Origin of the sequence: Pseudobacillus badius, assembly GCF_002189605.1 — a bacterium.
Classification (GTDB): domain Bacteria; phylum Bacillota; class Bacilli; order Bacillales; family Domibacillaceae; genus Pseudobacillus; species Pseudobacillus badius.
This window is the reverse complement of the sequence record NZ_MWMM01000010.1, coordinates 1-20,976: the sequence shown is the minus strand read 5'-3', so window position 1 is coordinate 20,976 and position 20,976 is coordinate 1. Positions and strand designations below refer to the sequence as shown.

At 38.4% G+C, this 20,976-nt stretch carries 15 protein-coding genes and 2 pseudogenes; 11 read left to right on the top strand and 6 right to left on the bottom strand.

What is annotated here, in order from left to right; all coding sequences use genetic code 11:
- Positions 1–115 precede the first annotated feature (115 nt).
- The 4 genes from B1A98_RS14660 to B1A98_RS14645 form a co-directional block, all read right to left on the bottom strand.
- Entirely contained in the window at positions 116–1,768 is a 1,653-nt protein-coding gene (locus tag B1A98_RS14660) for a recombinase family protein (protein WP_063383971.1), read from the bottom strand.
- Between the two features lie 57 nt (positions 1,769–1,825).
- Positions 1,826–2,029, bottom strand: coding sequence for a transposon-encoded TnpW family protein (locus tag B1A98_RS14655; protein WP_063383970.1), 204 nt, complete (start codon positions 2,027–2,029; stop codon positions 1,826–1,828).
- A 74-nt stretch (positions 2,030–2,103) separates the two neighbouring features.
- The gene (locus tag B1A98_RS14650) at positions 2,104–3,003 is read right to left on the bottom strand and encodes a phage major capsid protein (RefSeq protein WP_063383969.1); all 900 of its coding nucleotides are present in this window, start codon (positions 3,001–3,003) and stop codon (positions 2,104–2,106) included.
- 273 nt (positions 3,004–3,276) lie between these two features.
- Complete coding sequence (locus B1A98_RS14645) at positions 3,277–5,580, bottom strand: phage/plasmid primase, P4 family (protein WP_063383968.1); 2,304 nt, start codon at positions 5,578–5,580, stop codon at positions 3,277–3,279.
- Between the two features lie 819 nt (positions 5,581–6,399).
- Between B1A98_RS14645 and B1A98_RS14640 the strand changes: the two genes are divergently transcribed.
- From B1A98_RS14640 to B1A98_RS14625, 4 genes are read left to right on the top strand one after another with little or no spacing between them, the layout of a single operon-like run.
- Positions 6,400–6,627 (top strand): helix-turn-helix domain-containing protein, encoded by a 228-nt coding sequence (locus tag B1A98_RS14640; protein WP_063383967.1) that lies wholly within the window; start codon positions 6,400–6,402, stop codon positions 6,625–6,627.
- A gap of 4 nt (positions 6,628–6,631) precedes the next feature.
- A complete protein-coding gene (locus B1A98_RS14635; RefSeq protein WP_063383966.1) occupies positions 6,632–8,692 on the top strand; it encodes a site-specific DNA-methyltransferase in 2,061 nt (686 codons plus the stop codon).
- Between the two features lie 14 nt (positions 8,693–8,706).
- A complete protein-coding gene (locus B1A98_RS14630; RefSeq protein ID WP_063383965.1) occupies positions 8,707–11,661 on the top strand; it encodes a type III restriction-modification system endonuclease in 2,955 nt (984 codons plus the stop codon).
- 25 nt (positions 11,662–11,686) lie between these two features.
- Positions 11,687–13,306, top strand: a complete 1,620-nt coding sequence (locus B1A98_RS14625) for an ATP-dependent nuclease (RefSeq protein WP_063383964.1) — start codon at positions 11,687–11,689, stop codon at positions 13,304–13,306.
- Positions 13,307–13,431: 125 nt separating this feature from the next.
- On the opposite strand, the pseudogene B1A98_RS14620 reads toward B1A98_RS14625, so the two are convergent.
- A pseudogene (locus B1A98_RS14620) lies at positions 13,432–14,381 on the bottom strand (LysR family transcriptional regulator).
- A gap of 117 nt (positions 14,382–14,498) precedes the next feature.
- On the opposite strand from B1A98_RS14620, the gene B1A98_RS14615 reads away from it, so the two are divergent.
- The 6 genes and pseudogenes from B1A98_RS14615 to B1A98_RS14590 all read left to right on the top strand — a co-directional run bounded on the left by B1A98_RS14615 (position 14,499) and on the right by B1A98_RS14590 (position 18,945).
- Positions 14,499–15,269 (top strand): class I SAM-dependent methyltransferase, encoded by a 771-nt coding sequence (locus B1A98_RS14615; RefSeq protein ID WP_170808518.1) that lies wholly within the window; start codon positions 14,499–14,501, stop codon positions 15,267–15,269.
- Between the two features lie 943 nt (positions 15,270–16,212).
- The gene (locus tag B1A98_RS14610) at positions 16,213–16,644 is read left to right on the top strand and encodes a spore coat protein (RefSeq protein ID WP_041098488.1); all 432 of its coding nucleotides are present in this window, start codon (positions 16,213–16,215) and stop codon (positions 16,642–16,644) included.
- Between the two features lie 34 nt (positions 16,645–16,678).
- Positions 16,679–17,110: a spore coat protein gene (locus B1A98_RS14605; protein WP_041098489.1), complete on the top strand. Its 432-nt coding sequence runs from the start codon at positions 16,679–16,681 to the stop codon at positions 17,108–17,110.
- A gap of 30 nt (positions 17,111–17,140) precedes the next feature.
- On the top strand, positions 17,141–17,368 hold the full coding sequence (locus tag B1A98_RS14600) for a hypothetical protein (RefSeq protein WP_041098491.1): 228 nt from the start codon (positions 17,141–17,143) through the stop codon (positions 17,366–17,368).
- A 548-nt stretch (positions 17,369–17,916) separates the two neighbouring features.
- Positions 17,917–18,369, top strand: a pseudogene (locus B1A98_RS14595) (GNAT family N-acetyltransferase); the annotation flags it as partial.
- A gap of 315 nt (positions 18,370–18,684) precedes the next feature.
- Positions 18,685–18,945, top strand: a complete 261-nt coding sequence (locus B1A98_RS14590) for a hypothetical protein (RefSeq protein ID WP_041098493.1) — start codon at positions 18,685–18,687, stop codon at positions 18,943–18,945.
- Between the two features lie 852 nt (positions 18,946–19,797).
- Here the strand turns inward: B1A98_RS14590 and B1A98_RS14585 are convergent.
- Positions 19,798–20,319: a DIP1984 family protein gene (locus B1A98_RS14585; RefSeq protein WP_041114225.1), complete on the bottom strand. Its 522-nt coding sequence runs from the start codon at positions 20,317–20,319 to the stop codon at positions 19,798–19,800.
- A gap of 356 nt (positions 20,320–20,675) precedes the next feature.
- Here B1A98_RS14585 and B1A98_RS14580 point away from each other — a divergent pair, with 356 nt between their 5' ends.
- A complete protein-coding gene (locus tag B1A98_RS14580; RefSeq protein WP_041098495.1) occupies positions 20,676–20,858 on the top strand; it encodes a hypothetical protein in 183 nt (60 codons plus the stop codon).
- Positions 20,859–20,976: the final 118 nt, after the last annotated feature.

Below are 20,976 nucleotides of genomic sequence, written 5' to 3'. Positions count from 1 at the left end.
TTTCTTTGAGGGATCATATAAAAAAGAAGGAGCTCTTTTGGAGCGGTCAGATAGGGATTTATAATTCCTGAAAAATTCGGCATAGTCGTTGATATTCGGCTATGTCGTTTTTCGTTTAGTTTGGCAAATCAATAGCGCCAATGCAGTTATAGAAAATTTGAATCCGCTGGGTTCTGCGGCCATCTACCTTTTCAGCCTTGAATACTATAATTTTGTCAATGAACTCTCGAATAATCTCTGCATCCAATTCTGTAATTTCTGTGTACTTTTTAACCAGTGCCAAAAAGCGGTCGGTATTGAGGGACTGTTCATTTACTGTATCAATGGTATGCTTTAATTCAGTTATCCTTTCTTCCAGTGCCTTCTGCTCGGTTTCATATTCAGCCGACATCTTGTAAAAACGCTCTTCGGGAATTTTGCCCATCACATTGTCTTCATATAGCTTTCGAATGATTTTGTCTATGTCAGCAATACGAGCCTGTGCTTGTTCGTATTCCTTTTGACTTTGGCGGAGTTCCTTGGCAAGTTCCTTTTCTGAATTATTCATAACTATACGGATGAATTCCTGTTCATGGTCTTTTGCAAAGGAGGTTACACGCCTTAAGTCCTCTAGCAAAAGCTGTTCCACTACTACATTGCGTATCTGATGTGAACTGCACATACCCTTTTTCTTGCGGTAAGTCGCACAAACGAAGTATTCCTTATCGTGTGTCCATCCCTTGCCTCTAACCTGATACAGCTTTGCTCCACAGTCGGCACAAAACATCATGCCAGAAAGCATTCCCATTTCACCTAATCGTGATGGTCTTCGCTTGCCATCTCTAATTTTCTGCACTGTTTCCCAAGTGCCTTCATCAATAATTGCTTCATGGGTATTTTTGAAAACCAGCCAATCTTCTGGATTGTTCAATATCTTGACTTTGCTCTTATATGACTTTTTAGAAGTCTTGAAATTCACCGTGTGACCTAGATATTCCATTTTAGCCAGAATATCTGCTACGGTACGAGCCGACCAAGCATATGGGTTTTCTGGTGGTCTTGCTGGAGTGTTAATACCCATTTTACGAAGATGAACCGTAGGTGTATCAATGCATCGTTTTTCAAGTTGCTTTGCTATCTGCGTGGGTCCAAAACCAGCCATGCACAGTCGGAAAATATCTCTGACCACTTCGGCGGCTTTCTCATCTATTATCCAGTGCAACTTGTCTTTAGGGTCTTTAATATAACCGTAAGGCGGATTGGTGCAGAGCGGCTTGCCAGATTGTCCCTTGGATTTGAACACAGCACGGATTTTCTTGCTAGTATCCTTAGCGTACCATTCATTAATAATATTAAGAAACGGTGTAAAGTCACTGTCTGCTTGGTTTGCACTATCAATACCGTTGTTAATAGCAATGAATCGTACATCTGCTTCAGGAAACATAATCTCGGTATAATAACCTACTTTAAGGTAATCCCTGCCGAATCGGGACATATCCTTGATGATAATCGTTCCGATTCTACCGGTCTCCACATCTGCAATCATGCGGTTAAAGTCTGGTCTATCAAAAGTTGTACCGCTGACCCCATCATCCACATAAAATTCGATGTTGCGAAAACCGTTGTCCTCAGCATACTTTTTTAGAATTGCCTTCTGGTTTACTATACTATTACTGTCTCCTGCAAGCTCATCATCACGTGAAAGCCTGCAGTAAAGAGCAGTAAGTTTTGCTTCTTCAAATGCTAATGTTGATTTACGTATAGTGCTAAATGTTGACTGTCTATTCATTTTTCTCCTCCATTTCCGACAGTCTTCAAGCGGTTTAGCACTATGTATATTACCGTACTACCTTGAAGAAGTCGAGTTGATTTCCGTGGATTTATTTGAACTATCTGATAACTTTGAAAGGCTTTTTGCGTTGACTGTAATCAGTCGTTTCAGCTTGGAATATGCACTTTCCTTTGCTGAATCACTTATTCGTGATTCCACCACATAGACCGTACCTCCGATATCGGATTTGGTTGTTCGGCTGTTAATTTGGTTTTCCATATCGTGACCTCCTGTCCGATGTTTTGAAGGACTGGCACTGAGCTGAATTGATGACTCAGTGCCTAATCCATTATTTAAGCCTTTATTTGTAATATTTTCAGAGCATCCGGTTGAATTAGCTTTCCATCCAATCTCTCGTAAGCAGAAAATCCAATTTGCCCCTGCAATGCATATAACTCACTTAATTTTTTTATTGTTATTGGTTGACGCTCAATCAGCCAGTAGTATGATAAATCTCCAAATACAAGGCTTTTTGCTCCTGCTAATACTGTAGGCATATATGGAGAGGTAACTACAGGCTTTCCGAAGATGGTGTTATCTGAAGGATTCCACAGATAACTGCCGCTTGTATCCTTAAGGGTTCTAAGAAGCATAGCTGTATTATCGTGCATGATAAACACAGCGTTGTTGCGATATTCATCTTTTAATGAAAAATACAGTGAAATAATCTCGTCAAAAGAGATGGTACTATTGTCTGCTGTAGTTACATCTGCGTCTGCCGTAAGTATACCTGTTGGCTGTGTTGTGCCATTTCCATTAAGCAATGCATTTTCCTCAGCCTTGCCAAAACGCTTCGCAAAATCACCCATCAAATATTTTTCAAGATTAAAGTTCATATCGGTGACAAATGAGCGGTTTAGCTTGACAAGAGATGCCAGCTTGTATGATTTCACCAGAAACTGTGTAAATGTATCGGCACTTTCAGGGATTGGATCCCCGTCTTCAACCCAATCTGCTGTACCCGTTGAGGATACCGCTTGAATTTTACCTTCTGCAGAAGATAGATTGATAACAGTGGCAAATCTGCGGAATATATTCTCCTTTGCCAAAGCAGTGTTAAAACCTTCCCTGAATTCATCTGGTGCGACATATGCTCCGACATTATCGTACCCCTCGTTCAGATTCTGATAATTTTCGTCTTTTCCTTTCATAACGTTCCAAAACGCTCTATTATAAGTTGTTGATGTTGCCATAATCGTTTACCTCCTAAATTTAATTCGATTGTGGGGTATATACCCTGTTTGAAACCGCGTTTTTTTACGCATTGCCCCACGCCCGTTACACAAATGAAAAGCTGTGGAGATTTGACCTCCCCTAGGGGGTAGGTATTAACACATAGGGTTGTTTCAGTGTTTTTTGTGGTTTTAAGCTTTGTAGCAAGATGTAGCAGGTAAAAACTAAACTCTCTATACGAGAGTGATTTTTAATATAACCTGTTTTTCTTGCTACAAGCTGCTACACTGTGTTTAAATAAGAAAAAATTCTTCTTCTGTCAGCTTATATCCGATAAGCATTGTGGTCATCCCACCACCAGAACGTGGTCGTTTCCGTTCTACACGGGCGATAGCTGTTAATGCTTGTTTGAAGTTTCTTGCATTCTCCGAATAACATCCATTGGCACTGCACCAACGCTGATACCGGGCATACACTTCGGATGTCCGCACCTCACTATTAGGACTTTCCTCCAAGGCATCCTCGAAAAATAATGCTATTTTGTCGCTATCACGTTTATAAGCCTCCGTTGCTGTCTTAACAGAATCAGGTAAAGTCAAGCCTTCCTTCTTTAACAGCTGATAGCCTTCAATTAGCCAGTTAAGGATAGCACTCTGATTCTTCGGTTTAGCGAATTCACGTTTTAGGTTTTTATCCTGCTCGCTTTCATCAAAGTGTCGTTCAAAAGGGATAATCACCACTCTGCCACTGGAAAACAGCGTCATATCCGTAATAACGGGCAGATAATTGGTGTTGATATACAGCTTAAACTTTGGCGAAAAGTCAAAAGAATTCTCATGTAGAAACCTTGCGTTGATGGTGTCACCACCCGTCATGCTTTTTACCTGTGCAGCATTTAGGACAAGTCCTCTGCTAGGTTCGGAGATATTCACAAAGCGTACTCCTGCAAGCCGGGCAATATCTTCACTTGGACTTGAACTGTTATTGTTCTTTTTCAGACTGATAGTCTCCGGCCTTGCGGTACAGCCATAACTGCCTAACACCTTAAGAACGCTCTCACATAGCGTACCTTTACCGTTTCGAGTTGTAGCACCATAGAGAACAAACAGGCATTCATACCGAGTGTCTCCGCTGATACTGTAGCCAAAGGCTTTTTGGAGGAATTTTGCCTTTTCCTCATCTCCGCTCATAATCTCATAAATAAATCTATCCCATCGCTCACTTTTTGCTTCTGGATCATATTTAACGCCAGATATCTTTGTAAGTCTGTCCTCGCTGTTGTGGGGATGAAAATCCATGGATGTTAAAAACAATGTTCCATTGGCACAGTTGAGTACCTGCGGGTCTTGGTCGAATTCAGCCATTGATATGGGATATACACTCTGTGCATCTTTAAGTACCGTTTCTCGGTATCTTCTTGACTGCCACTTTCGGCAATAGTCAATGTATGCTTTTCTTTGATGTTCATCCTGAATAGTCAAAGCATAGGTTAGCAGTTGATTAGCCAATGATTTACACATTTCCATCACTTTGAGATTGCCGACATCAGGAATCCAAATGCCATTCGCATAGCAAAACCACATCTTCCTTTCGGGAACAAAGCGGGCAAAAGACTTATAATAATCAGCAAACAACCTGCTTGCCCCAATATCCGTCCAAGGGTAGCGATCGTTACTCTCAGGCTTAAAGCCAGCAAGGGAACATTCACCAAAATCTTCTGTAGCTGATGAACGCTTGCCACCTGGTTTATATATTTCAGTAGCATTTGCGATTGCTTTTTCTATGGTTATCATTCCATAAGTACTGCCGGACTGTGGTCTATTCCATTTATCTCGCATTAGGCCGCTCTGCCGGAAAAGTCTGTCTATCTGTCCAATATCCCTGCCACACCAAAAAGCCAGCATACCGCAAAGTGCCAAATCAGCTTCACTGGCAGAAGCATAGCCTGATGTATCCCCTTGCCATAATGCTTTGAACCTTTCTCCATTTGCCGATTTTAAAGCCTTCTCAATAACAGACTTGTCAGACAGATATGATTGACTTTCTGTATCCAGAAGTTGCTTCACAGTGGTAGGACGTAGCATATACTTGTCTAGTATCATCTGTAGTTCATTCGATTTCTCCGCTATATCACCATCTGCATATACATTGCCTGTTACGGTAACAAAACGATTTGTTGCTCCAGCCACATAGACCTCAACTCCCAGCTTTCTGTTGTTGATATAGTATTTTGTTTTGTCAAAGTTAAAGCCTGTGGCCTTAAAGAAAATATGAAGCCCTTTTTCAGATGGACTGTGTTCCATATAACAACCACTAAAAGCCTCTACAATACTTTGGGCAACAGGCTTAAGCTTACCGCTGCTATCGAAGCAATCATCTAAGTCGATAGCACAAATATCATTACCTACCAAAAATCCCATACCATCATAATCACTTACAGTAGCTACCGCCGAACTAAAATCTTTAAATGTACTCCGCTGATCCGCTTTTGCCCTTTTTCCTGTTACAGGGTTATAAGGAACTTTGGTTTTCCTACCACTTCGCTCTTCATATTTCCAACAGCAGAACTGTGGCTTATCTTTAAGTTTCTGCGGCAAGTTATCGTATTGTGTATTCAGTTATTTCACCTCCTTGCCTTTCATAAATCGCCCGAAATACTACCGTTCCAGAGGGCTTGCCTTGTTTGGCATAGCCTCGTTATCTTTCAAGGAATACGCTCGGAATCTTCGTCATGGCATATTCTGCATGATGTATCTCTTGCATTTCGGGGTATTCAGTTGTCAAGGAGCAGTGAGAGCAAAAACGTTGCTTTAATTAGTAGTCCACGAGAAAAGCAAATCCGCAGAATATGTTTTGAAGGTTATTTCCTCCCACCAACCACTGGACAAGTCTGCAGTTTGAGTACTGGAACAAATATTTCTGTAATTTTGATTTCCTCTACTAATAGCCGAAATAATTAACTCCCTAGCTAAATGCCACAGCAAATAGTTACTCGGACGGTCGTGCATAGTATTTTTCCTCTCACCTTATAGCCTTGGTAGAGCAAATTAGTTGAGGATTTTCAAAAAATATTTTTTGTTCCTAATTAATAAGCGAAGGATTTGGTTGATTCAAATCCATAAAATAAAAAACAACCTGTCCTCCTTGTGGCGGAGTTGGTTGTAATGGTTATGCTTTTGCTCAAATAAGAGCAAAAGTAATATTTAGTTTAAAAAGGCTTAATGCTATAGCTTTGACTTTATAATAGACTTTCCGACTTTTTTGTCTAAATGCCTTAACTTGAACACATTTAAATAAATTCGTAAATATGAATATGCAATTAGAACAAATGAAAATTGATGTGTAATTAAAAATTTATACTGTTTATAGCGTATTTTTGTGATATAATTATTAATATTTGCGGGAGGTGCAAAAAAATGGCAATACATTATAACAAGCTATGGAAGCTGTTAATTGATAAGAATATGAAAAAGAAAGATTTGCAACGCTTATCCGGTGTTAGCTCTGCAACTATCACAAAGCTTGGCAGAAACGAAAATGTAAATACAGAAATACTTCAAAAAATATGCACAGCTTTAGAATGTGACATTTGTGATATTTTAGAGTTTGTACCTGATAAAATTGAGAAAGGTGAGGTAGATTGAAACAATGATTAAAGATATTATGAATGCCAATGAAGGTGTAACACCGAACAGCCGAGAAATGGCTGTATTAAAAGAGAACTTTCCGTCATGCTTCAAGGAAGACGGTTCCTTTGATATTGAACGGTTTAAGGAATTTTTAAGTGATAAGATTGCTGTAACTGGAGAAGGTTATGAACTTAAGTTTCTGGGTAAAAACTATGCTCGATTGCTGGCTTCAATTGATACCACAACAGTTGTAGTGCCAGACGAGGAACATAACTCAAAACCAGAAAATGTGAACAGTGAGAACATTTACATAAGCGGAGATAACCTTCATGGATTAAAGCATCTTTTGAAGTCCTATTCTCGCAAGGTGAAAATGATATATATTGACCCGCCTTATAATACGGGAACAGACGGATTTGTGTATAATGACCAGTTCAATTTTACTGTGGAAGAACTTTCAGAAAAACTAAGTATTAGTGAAGAACAGGCACAGCGTATTTTAGACTTAACAAAGCGTGGTTCGGCATCAGACTCAGCATGGTTGATGTTTATGTATCCAAGACTTCTACTCGCAAGGGATTTACTGAGTAATGAAGGGACAGTATTTATATCAATAGATGATAATGAACAAGCAAATCTTAAATTAATATGTGATGATGTATTTGGAATTGATAACTTCGTTGCCCAAATCATTGTTCAGTCAAATAAAAGAGGGCAGACATACAAGCAACTAGCTAAGACACATGAATATATTCTAGTTTATACGCGAAATATTGATGGTAAGATAAATGAACTTATGAAAGAGATAGGTTCATTCAAGATGGAGGATAATATAAGTGAATTTTCAGAACGGGAACTTCGAAACAGGAATCCGAAATTTGGAAGATTTAACAGACCTAATTTATATTATCCAATTTATGTAGATACCACTCAGGTAGATAAAAATGGATATTCGCCTATATCCTTGTCTAAACATGGTAACTTTATTGAAGAAGTGTACCCACTAAACAGCGAAGGACAAGAAAGTTGTTGGCGATGGGGTACTAAAAAATTGGAAGCCAATAATAATGAGGACACTATGCTTAGTAATGTTGTCGCTAGGCAAAAAAACACTGGAGAATACGGCATTTATGAGAAGTATCGTAAAACAACATATAAAGCAAAGACTATATGGTTTAGCGATGCAATCATTGATGATTTAATCGATGAAGATGATGACATTTGGGATGAAACAGGCGTAATTACAGAACAAGGTTCTGTCGAGCTAGGAAATTATGAAATGGGCGATGTTTTTGATTTTCCGAAACCTAGTTATTTGATTAAAAAGGTTCTTACACTTGGTTCAGATCATGATAGCTTATGCGTCGATTTCTTTTCTGGTTCTGCAACAACAGCAGAAGCAGTTATGCGTCTTAATGCTGAACTAATGTCGAAAGGACAAAGACGTTATATAGCTGTACAATTGCCAGAGGATTTAGACATAAAATATGAAAATGCCTCCGCATCGGAGAAACCTAAAATTCAAAGAGTTATTGATTTTCTTGATAGTGTAAACCGACCTCATACACTCGACCAGATTGGTATGGAACGCATTTTAAGAGCGGCAAAAGCTATAAAGGAAGAATTTCCGGACACAACGTCTGACCTTGGTTTTAAGCACTTTACTCTTGCCGAGCCTGAGCAAAATACTCTAGACAAGCTTGAAAAGTTTGATCCTAACGAGAATAAATTATTTGCAGATAAAGACCTTCTTGGTGAATTTGGAAAACCTACAGTCCTTGCTACATGGCTCGTTAGAGATGGATATGGACTCACTACAAATGCCGAGGAGTTAAACTTTGCGGGATACAAAGGCTATTATATAGGAAAACATCTTTATCTTGTTGACCCTGAACTGTCAGATAAGGCGATTGAAGCCATTGTTGTAAAATATGAAACTGACGGTAGCTTTAATCCCGAAAATGTGGTGTTATTCGGTTATAGTTTCACTTGGACGGAAATGGAAGCTTTGAAAATTAATTTGAAACGGTTGAAGGATACAGAGAAAAACTTGCGTATCAACTTCGATATCCGTTATTGATTGGAGGGTATGTCATGGAACTTATCCTACAACGAGGATTACCACACCAACAAAAAGCTGTAGATGCAATAAGCACTGCCTTAGATGGTGTACAAATTACCTCACCAGTACAATTTTATGAAAACCCACATATTTCTCTTTCTGACTCTCGGCTTTCTGCAAATATTAGAGAAATTCAAAAAAGCATACCTGCAGAATATCGAAGCAGTATGCCAATTGGGGATTGCCTAAATATCGATATAAAAATGGAGACAGGAACAGGAAAGACTTATGTTTATACACATACCATATACGAGCTGCATAAACGATATGGATTTAATAAGTTTATTATCGCTGTGCCTTCTCTTGCGATTAAAGCGGGAACAGCACAATTTTTGCGTGATGAATATATAAAACGGCATTTTTCAGATGTTTGTGGTTATGGGACAGAGATTGAGATTGGAGTACTGGAAGCACCGAAAAAGAAGAAAAAAGGACGTTCATATTTTCCAAGTGTTGTAAGTGATTTTGTAAAAGGTTCCTGCCAGAACACTAAGAAGATTTATATCTTGCTAGTTAATATGCAACTACTCACAGGTGCAAAATTGCTAACGCGTGATGATTATGATTATGGAGTAGAAGGTTTTTATAGACCGCTTGACGCTATTCAGGCCACTCGCCCAATTGTTATTATTGATGAGCCGCACAGATTTTCTCGTGGCCAAAAGGCATTCAAGGTTATCGCTGATGAAATAAAACCACAATGTATCATACGTTTTGGTGCTACCTTTCCTGAAACCACAAGCGGACGTGGAAAGAACAAAATAACTGTAAAAGATTACCAAAATCTACTTTACGATTTGAATGCATGTGAATCTTTTAATCAAAACTTGATAAAGGGAGTAACCAAGGAACATTTTGAGCCAGTATCTAAGCGTGAAGAAAAAGTGAAAATTACTTCCATTACAAGCAAGGATTCTGTTACCTTTCATTATAAAAAGCGTGATGAAGCAACTAAAACCTTTACCCTTAAAACGGGTGATTCACTATCTATCATTAATGAAGCTTTTGAGGGAATTACTGTTCATGCTATCACCGCATCAACAGTGGAGTTTTCTAACGGTATTCAGAAGTCAACTGGTGAGGAATTGGATGTAGACATTTATATGACCTCTTATCAAGAGCAAATGATGCGTCTTGCACTTGAACGTCATTTTGAAACTGAGAAAGCAAACTTCTGCGGTCGCAATTTCAAAATCAAAACATTGGCATTATTTTTTATTGACGATATATCATCTTACCGTCCAAATGTGGAAGGTAAAGAGCCTTATCTTCTTCAAGCTTTCGAGAGATTGCTTAAAGAGAGGATAGAAACTGTACTATCCACTCTTGGTGAGCATGATGCAGAATATCGAGCCTACCTTGAGGCAAGTCTTGCAAATATTTCTGATTGTCATGCAGGTTATTTTTCACAAGACAATAGTGATTCAGATGAAGATATAGCAAAAGAAGTAGAAGTTATTCTTCATGGTAAAAAACAGCTGCTCTCATTTAAGAATCCAGATGGTGGCTATAACACTTTACGTTTTCTGTTTTCTAAATGGACACTTAAAGAAGGTTGGGATAACCCTAATGTATTTACCATAGCCAAACTACGCTCCAGTGGAAGTGAAAATAGTAAATTGCAGGAAGTTGGTCGTGGCCTGCGTTTGCCAGTAGATGAGAACGGGAACAGAATCTCCAATGAAGAATTTCAACTTAACTATATTGTTGACTTTACAGAAGCCGACTTTGCCAAACGTTTAATTGATCAAATAAATGGTGAAATACCTCAAGCTGCTTCGATTAGCGAAGTACGACTGGAGGCAGTGGCTAAGAAACTCGGCTTAAGCTCTGATGAACTTTTTGATGCTTTATATGATAAGCATTATATCGACAGACGAATGAATATAAAACCGGATACGAGAGAGGCTTTCTTTGCAGAATACCCAGACTTTGCGACAGGACTGTCCTCTGGAAAGGTTAAAGACCGAAATGTTAACAAGCCAAAGCCTGTAAAAATCCGTAAGGCTGTGTACAGCGAGATACGAGAATTATGGGAGACAATCAATCAGCGGTACTTGCTATTTTACGATGCGGATTTGGATTCCGATATGATTGATGTGGTGGTTTCATTGTTGGAAAAACCCGGGGTATTTACAGATGTTGTTATGACTAGCTCAAGGGATGTTGTAAAGAGCGATGGTTCGCAGATGACGATTGTTTCTGATACAGGTACCCAATACATTGTATCGAAACCTATTCCCTACAATGAATTCCTTAAGAGAATAATGCGTTCTACAAATATTCCAATCAAAGTATTGCATGAAGCACTGTGTGAGTATGTAAAAAGGAATGGAACTATCAATCCTGAACACATTAATGAAAATTCTGTCAGTATGTTTATCCAGCAGTTTCATGACTGGAGAGGCAATAATTTGCAAGGCCGATTCCATTATGCAAAAAGTAATACCCCTGTTGGTGCAACAGCACTCACCTATTCAGACGGTTCTCCACGTGAAGATATCGCACAGGGACGTATTGGCACAAAGATGGCTCCGGGAACACCAAGTGGTAAGTATTTATACGACGCCTTCGCTTACGACTCGCCATTGGAACAAAAGAATATTATGTCAGACATCGAAGAAGTCATTGTATACGGAAAAATCCCACGCAGCAGTATTGCTATACCAACTGTTACTGGTGGAATGTATAGTCCGGACTTTATGTATGTTGTAAGGCGGGCTTCTGGCGAGAAAGAACTTAATATTGTGGTCGAAACAAAGGATGTAGAAAACAAATCTGATTTACGTGGTACAGAAAAGGCCAAAATTGAATGCGCTCGAGTTTTCTTCGATATGCTATCAAAAGATGGATACACCGTCTACTTCCGCGATCAGCTAAATAATAAGCAGATGGCTCAGATTATAAAAGATGTATTGGTAGAGTAATTTTTTCTTAAAGGGGGATGTAATTTTGAATTTGGAAGCAATCGTCATTAAGCATTATCGTTCTATTGAAAATGTTACTCTTTCTCTTCCACAAAATAAGCCGCTTGTTCTATTTGGGCCAAATAATGCAGGAAAGTCTAATATATTATCAGCTATAAATAGAGTACTCGGTGAACGGTATCCAACTTATATTGAAATGCTAGAGAGTGATTATTTTAGAAGAAATCAAAAAGATTATCCAACTGCACAGATTACAGCTAAGTTTACAGAGCCTCTTTATTATGATTACAGAGGAAACGGATATGATGTTATATCTGTAAGTTATGGACACAATGGGCAAGCTAACAACAACCTCTTCCATGATGGGTATGGTAATAAAATATATCCCTCAAATGAGCAGCGTTCCGCTTGTCAATCCTACTTAATTGATGCAGAAAGAAATATTCAGAGTGCCTTTAATTACGGTAGTAGCTACTCTTTATTAAGCAAGTTCTCAAAAAAAATACATGAAGCCTTGAGTTCTGAACACAAGGAGGAATTGTCGCAAGCTTTTAATCAAATAACTACATCTTTTGAGCAAACAGATGAGTTTTCTGGTTTTTTTAATCGCTTCTCAGAAGCATTAAAAGGCGCAGTTAAAGGATTTGTTCATTCATTAGCTGTTGATTTTTCTGCTTATGATCCAAATAATTACGCAAAGTCACTTCGAATCTACGCAAAAGAGGAAGATAGTATTCGTGGATTTGAAGAATTCGGCACAGGGGAACAACAAGTTTTATTAATGGCTTTTGTAAAAGCATATATGGAAGTATTTACAGGCGAGAATTTTGTATTGATTATTGAAGAACCAGAGGCCCACCTTCATCCTTTAGCTCAAAGATGGTTAAAAGAATATGTTGTGGATATGTGTTCCAGTGGCATTCAAGTAATCATTTCAACACATTCATCAGAATTTATTGATGCGGAATATTTGGACGGACTTGTTCGAGTACATAAAGAAGGCGGAGTTACTAAAGCAATACAATTATCTGCACAACAGCTTTGCGATTTTTGTGTAGGGTCAGGCGTTCCAGAGAATAGTGTTTCACCAGGAAATATAGTTGATTTTTACTCAACCAAACTATTTTCTGACCAGTTAAAAGGAATGTTTGCAGAAACAATCATATTAGTAGAGGGCGCAACTGAATATTTTACTCTGCCTATCTATTTAAAACGTATTGGATATTCTCTGGCTGAACATGGAACTGAGATTGTTAATTGTCGTGGTAAAGATGCAATCCCTTTGTACTGGAGGCTGTTTAAAGCATACGGTTATAATTGTTATGCAATATTTGACTGTGATAAAAATGATTCAAAGACCAGAAGTGTGTTTAACGGCATCTTCAGTGAAGAAGCTTGGGACACAGAAACTGGGAACTGCATTGTTCGAAACGATTATGCATACTTTGGCAAAGATTTTGAATCCTATTTACGTACGTCAATAGTTGATTATACTTCTATGGAACAAACCGTTTCTGAAAAATATCATATTTCATCAAAGCCAGGGAAGGCTAAAGCTATTGCACAGCATATAGAGGAAATTCCCCAATTTATTAAGGATATTGCAGATAAACTCTTGATAATTGAACTGTTGGGACAAAATTAGCTGAGTATTAAAAAGACCACATCGGAGTTTTACACTCTTATGTGGTCTTTTTTGCCCCGCTTGAAGCTGTTCATTTAAGTTTTTCTTCAATCCCTAAGTGAACGCTTCGTTATTGGAGCTTCCTTTCAGTGTTCAGTGAATGATATAGAAGATTGATGATGTTTTTCATATATGTCCATCAGCGCTTTTGCTTTCATGCCAAGATAGCGCTCTTTACTGTATGTAAATACCAAGGTGCGGGTAGGATGAGACGTTAATTGAATATAAGAGAACGCCTGCTGCTGAGGGCTCTGGTGAATGACCATTTCAGGAACGATCGTGACACCAAGACCGTGCTTCACAAAGGATTGAGCGGTTTCGATATTGCTGGTTTCATAAGCGACCAGCGGCTTAAAGCGCCCTCTTGCGCATAGTTCTAATACAGTATGGCGAAAACCATATCTTTTTTTAATAAGATAAATGGACAATCCGCCACATGTTCAATCGACAAGGTAGTCTGTTCCAGTTGTTCGGGGGAGTGGATGACCTGTTTTACTTTTTCAGACATCCATGGTTTTTCCTCTTTTGGCAAGACGAGATAAAGCGGCTCAGTAAGCATTGCTTTTGTATGTAGACGGGCATCTTCGATCGGAAGCGACAGGATAGATAGATCTATTAACCCTTTCGCTGTCAAATCAATGAGTTGCTCTGTTGATTCTTCAATCAGCTGAATCGAAACCTCCGGATAATGTTCTTTGTAAATTTTAAAAAGCGGAGGCAACAGATGCCCGCCGGTAATAGCGGTGGAGCCAATCTTCAATTCGCCCCTTATTCCTTCTTTTCTTTCAAGCAGCTCCCTCCTTAAATCCTCCCTCATTTGTAAAATCTTTTCCGCTTGTTGAATAAAACATAGTCCATCAGAAGTGGCTTCCACTGTACCGGGTTTTCGGTCGAATAAACGTACACCAAGCTCCTGTTCCAATTTTGAAATTTGTTTGCTTAAGGATGGCTGTGCAATATGAAGGTGTGACGCCGCCTTTGTAAAGCTTTTGGTTTTATAGATTTCCAATGCATATTCAAACAGTCTTATGTCCATGCTATCCCTCCATAGCCTGTAGCTATTAATTCAATAGATTATATATCTTAGTCGAATAGATGTGTATAGATTAAGATGAAAATAATCATATTTCACATTTGAGGGGGATTGGTCTGAATGAGCTCGATAAATAGTTGGGATGCAGAGTTGTATGATAATAAGTTGGGGTTTGTATCTGGTTTTGGCAGAGGAGCAGTTGAATGGCTTCAGCCTCAAGCAGGCGAAAGCATACTTGATTTGGGATGCGGAACGGGTGACTTGACATATGAGATTTCCAAGTCAGGTGCTCGTGTAACCGGAAAAGATTATTCTAAGGAAATGATTGAGAAAGCGCAGAGTAAATATCCGCACATTCCTTTTCAGGTGGAAAACGGGGAAACATTTAGAACGACTGAACAGTATGATGCCGTTTTCTCCAATGCCGCTCTTCATTGGATGAAGCAGGCTGACAAAGTAGTGGAATCTGTCCAATTGGCGTTGCGTCCAAACGGCCGCTTCGTTGCCGAATTTGGCGGCAAAGGAAATGTTCAAACCGTTGTTCAGGGAATAACGGAAGTTCTCTCTCAAGAATACGGACTGGATGCTGCGGAAAGAAATCCTTGGTATTTCCCAAGTATCGGGGAATACAGCTCGTTACTTGAAGAGCACGGATTTAAAGTATCGCATGCTTATCATTTTGACAGACCTACTCCGTTAGCGGACGGAGAAAGAGGATTAACCCACTGGTTAGACAGTTTTGCAGATGACTTTTTCCCTGAGTTTTCCACAGAGGAAAAAACGGTCATTTACGAAAAAATAAAAGACAAAATCCAATCAGATTTATACAAGGATGGAATATGGACAGCTGACTATAAACGAATAAGAATTGTGGCTGTGAAGAAAACGTAAATAAAGTGTTCTAGAGAAACAACTGCTGTTAAAGAAGCCTGTAAGCTGATTGTGTAAGTCGCGTCCTCCCAAGTGTCAACTATCAAGCAGACGCTCAAATAAAAATCATTTTTAGCGAAGACATCTGTAAAAGGTCCTGTCGGCAAAACGAGGAAACCGCCACTGAACAAAGGGCTAACAGTAGCGGCGTATAGGTTTTGCGTTTTGTCGATGGATCTGTTTGGACTAATGAAGTTATCCAAATAAAAACTAATAAAAAGCATAGAAACAGCACAGTTTTCATTATTTTCATCGCAGTTTTCCTTTAATACCGCTATATAAAGGGTGAGTCGAATGTAAGTCTCCATCAAGTTCGCGGCAAATAAAGCATAGCGGAGCTTTCCAAAAATCTTTCACATTATACAGCCATATTTAAGCGTGTATTTACAATTTACATTCCATATAATACCATAATCAGTTCGGATTGTAAAAAAGAGGGAAACGATGTAGCAAGATTCATATTATATAGAACGGTGTCATTCTTATCTTTTGGTTAAGCGTCCCTTGCTTGTACTCAAACCTTAAGAATTGTATAGCACCAATCATTAGACAGTGAAACAGGTTCTGTTCTCCTATACGGGGCTATAGCATTCTTTATATTCGCCGTTCCTAGCTATCTGATTGATAAGGAATTCGAAAGATGCAAAGGATTCTATCTAAGCTTGAAGGGAACCTGACATCTATTCTAGTAAAAATGCCCGCGATGCAATGGGATCGCGGGTATTTTGTGTTAGATAAAGCAGCATACGAGGTGGCAAAGAAAAGATATCTTTCTTTCAAACAATAAAGTTTTTAAAGATAGTTAAATCAACTATACCATTAATTTCTAAATTCATAACTTATAGTAGACAGGTTGTAAAGTATTTTTCAACTTATCTATCTTTTAAGGAAGGAGGCGGGTAATTTGGGTAAAAAGCATTACAATCGTCATGAACGCAATCACAACATGGGCACTCATGAAGAGGCAACAGTTACACAGAATGGCGATCAGTTTTCATTCGTAGATCAAGAATCTGACGAATTAATCTGGATTAGAGAGTCTTGCAACATTACGGTTCAGACGACAGATACTCAAGCAGCAGTTTCTCTTCAAGTAGGACTTCAACTGGCCATTGCGTTAGTGATTAGTATTACCATTGGGGATAGCGATCGTGGCAGAGCCGTAGTACAAGATATTTTACAGCAATTCAATGACGAACAAACTAACAGGCAGAAAATTTTTATCGAAAACTCAAAAGACGTCAATATTGTCACTACTGATACCGACTTGACAGTCAATGTTCAGGCGTTGCTGGAAGTGTTGGTTGCGCTAGTCGCCAAGCTAGATGTTCTTTAATAAAAAATGAAAAGAGAGGAAAAGGGGTGAAAAAATGAAGGAAAAAGAGTGGAGAGCATTGGACCATTGTGATAATCACTGCGGTCAGGAAAACGAGGATGTAGTGCAAGAGGGCGAGCAAGTGGTGTCTAATAAACAACAATCCTTTGAGTGGATCATTGTGAAAGATTCTGAAGGCGTCGATGTCCAAACGACAGATACACAAGCAGCCATATCTTTGCAGCTAGGCATCCAAGCAGCCATCGCAGCTGTGATCAGCGTTACGATCGGTGATACAGACCAAGGTAAATCCGTAGCTCAAGACATCCAGCAGTTTATCAGCACTAAACAACGAAATGTCCAAAAAACAATTATCGAAAAATCAAAAAATGTAAAAGTGACAACGACTGATACAGACTTGGCTGTTAACATTCAAGCTATGCTTCAAATCCTTGTCGCTATTGTAGTCAAATTAGATATTCTATAATATTTGAACAAAACGAGGAAGGGGAGCAGGATGGATAAGACAAGTCGGGATATGGTCGAGAGCTTGCGTCAACATAATGAGCGCCTAATGAAAAATCTATTAAGCAGCTTTCAGCAGAAACGCACCAATGCTAAATGGAAAGAAAGTCTCAAAAAAGACCAGGCTGAATCGCTGGAAGCGTTGAAAAAGCAGTTTCTCCCTATGACGGATTCGACAAACTCTAGTTTGAACAATCTATTAGACAAATTGTCCGAATAAATTCAAGTGATTGATCTATGTCACTTCTATTCATAAAGATACGCAGCAGCATGTATTCTTTTTTCATGAGGGAAAAGGAGGCAAGCCGAAACAAGCTTTTCCCTCATAACTATAAAGGATAGGATGCCATAGTCGAAAACCACTTTATAGCGAACGAAACTCCCTTGATAACTGAAGTGACCGATTCTTTCACTAGGCAGCTAAAAAGACCTGAATCCGGTATCGTACCGGGTCAGGTCTTTTTAGCGTTGGCATATACTGCTTTGCTTACTCAACTAATATACAGTCCTTTATACATCCTTACTGTAATCATCGCTCTCGGCGTGCTGATTCTCTTACGGCATAAAAAGGGATACTTACTATTCTTTTATAAAACTTGGGCTGTCGGTCACATTATTATCTATCTTCTCGCTATTTATCTCTATTTGATAAAGCTGAATTGATTCATAGACTATATCCGCTATTCATAAAATGCTCTCCAATTCTTTACGTTTTTCCGATGAATAGATAGAGCGATTGTATTTCTGCTTCTGAATGGCGAGGGATAGTTACATGATATGAACGATGAAGTGGCACTTAAAGAAAAATACTTAGAAAGCGATGTGGAAAGCAATGGGGAGAAGCGATATTTTTTGATTGCCGTGGAGAGCAACAAAATTATTGGTTCAATTGAATATGGCCCAGCAAGCGATCTCATATGTCATGGCACAAACAACACTTTCAAACAACTAAATGAGGTTGGTACTGTATTTGTTCATCCAGACTATCAGAAAATGGGAGTAGGAGATTTACTATTACACGCAATGTATTCTATTTTACAGAGTAAAGGTATAAAGGAATTTTGTTTAGACAGCGGATATGTCAATGCACAGAAAATCTGGAAGAAGAAATTTGGAGCTCCTGATTGTCTATGAAAGGATTATTGGGGTGAAGGTTTAGATCACATGATTTGGAGGGTTAAGCTTAGTCATGCAGCATGGGGTGAGAAGGAAGGAAATTAAGTATTGCTGAAAAAGGACCTTGCTTCAATCATTGGATAATGCCGCGGCAGAAGCCGCGTTTAAAAGGATTAACACGGAATTTGTCCGACAAATCAGGTTGGATAGTTCAGAGCATCTGATACTCGAATTCAGTGACGATATCAAACTACGAATTTATGAGACATTAGGCTATGTAATCTCGCTTGAATATAAATGAGCATCCCTTAAAAAGTTGTGTGAGTTAGTGTGGACCCTCCCAAATACCTTTTTTATTTAAGAATGATCGTGTAGAATTAAGTATATAATTTCCAATAAAGGGAATAAGGTGGGGTGGGAATGGAAAATAAGATTTTGCGCTATTCATATACTATCATTTCAGGGATCTTTGTCTTAATTATGTCATTCATCGCTTATAGCATGAGCGATATAAGTGAAAGCGCTGTTCGAAATAATGATTCTCGCTATTGGCTCTGGTTTTTACTGTGGGCTATTGGGTTTGCTATGCAGTTTAAAAAATCTCTGCGATTAATTGGATTTATTATTACATTAATTCCAGTAGCGTATTATCTGGTTGCACTGTTTCAAATATTCAGCTAATTTGTAGTTTTTTGAGAAACCCCCAATAATTTTGTGTAAATGCTTCATTCCTTTTCCTGCAGATAGCCATTCATTAGCGGCTTTGAACATGGCGGCGAGTTCTGATTGCGCTTGATCGAAACCGAGTTAAATTATTCATAAGCAGGCTTAAAAAGAAGGTGAATTTTCTTATTATCGAATCAAATAAACGGACTTGTCCTAATAAGCTTTACTTTGCTGAGTTCGTCTTTAGTCGTCATGATTGCTGTTTTATCGTTCCTGTATATTTCCTAATCATAATACCCTTAGCCATCGGTTCGCATTTGCTGCTAAAGAAAGGCAAGTAAGCGAAAAGTGAATGTGAGTCAATCATTTCGACACAAAAAAGTTAGGTCTTAAGCTATTCTTCTAACTTGATCCTCAATGGCTGGAGGTGTTTGGTAGTCAATGATAATGTGAATTCTCTTTCGATTATACATCCTTTATTTTAGCAAGCTTACTAGGTGAATTTTCTTCTGCTCTTCCTCATTATTCGCCTTAGAAGCTTAAACAATTATTTTAAAGACAGTTTGGTCTCTAAGGAATACGGTACATAAAGCTCTGCTTGTTCATACAGCAACCAGGCTGATTGGATGGTATTAGAATGCTCTGAAAATGAGTTTGGGAACGTAGCATTTATTTGAACTAACTATACATTCCGTTCGTTATACGTTAGGCGTTAGATCGTAAAGCGTAAAGCGAATCCGTTCGCTATACTAATCGAAAAGAGTTTAAATACTTTGTTACCCACAAAGCAAAGGGTCGCTAACACTTCCCAACTCATTTGGTGCATAAGCACCCATGAAGGTATTTGGACAATACCCTCAAAGCTACTTATGCCTCTAAATACTTATTAGCAAGTGGAACTTCAATTTCAACCGTATAATTTACTTTATCAATACGGCTAGACAGCAATTCAACTTGACGAGTTAATTTGTCGGCCTTTTTTTTGAATTCAGCAGGGTCAAATAAAGCGATTTGTTCCATTATTGCGCCTGAGTGGTGATGAACATTGTATTCTCTTTTCTTAGTATTGGCAAGCGTTTTGAGCAGATCAAGTCGTTCACGCAGCTGCTTTGCTGTTTCAATCGCGCGAATCATCGAGATTGAGCTACCATCCCATTCAACCAGATTGCTTAAATTAGCTTGTTGGATGATCTCTTTTAATTCCAATATGTCACGCTGAACTTCCGATAACTGCTGTAACACAGCCTCAACTGTGATTTCGTATGGTGTATAAGTTTCTCCTTTTGGAACCTCAATCACATGAACATTAAAAAATTCACCCTGTAATTCTCCAACTTTTTTATGAAGACTAGAAAGAAGATTAATGGCTTGTGCTAATGTTATTTTCATTCAATCGATCCTTTCATCAAAACATATGAACCATCTTAACATAGATTAAAACTTACCAGATAGTTTTATATAAATTATAATTAATAGGTGATTGTGAAACTATATTTTTTGGGCTTTCTATATTTTTTATTCTAGAGTCGGTCACGAAAATTGAAGAAGTAATAAAAAAAGATCTTCGATGAAAGATCTATAATGTGGGGTTATGTGAAATAAAAGTGTATGAGGTATTTCTTCGATTCTTTGCGACCTAATTCAATTAATGAGGGCGATTAATTGAATTAGGTAGGGAATCTTGTGGAATCACCCAGCATGAAGTAAATGATCCTAATAAAGTAGATCTAGTTAGGAAATTTCTGATGAAGCCAAGAAATAAAAGTGCTGCTAAACGATTCTTTGTAATATCCATATTTCTTCTTTTATTCGCTATTGATGATTACCTTACTGAATGTGCTAGATGTATGAAAACTGATTTGCGCTATACTGTTATCGCTTTAGTTTTATATATTTCTGACAAAAGAGACAAAGCAGATAAAGATTAAATATTTAATGTAGCGGCTTCGTCTGTATTTGTTAACCTAAAAGTGAACCACCATCGCAATTGAAAAGTGAGCCACCTTATATGAAAATAATCCTAGCTTGTAAGAGTTAGGGGGATAT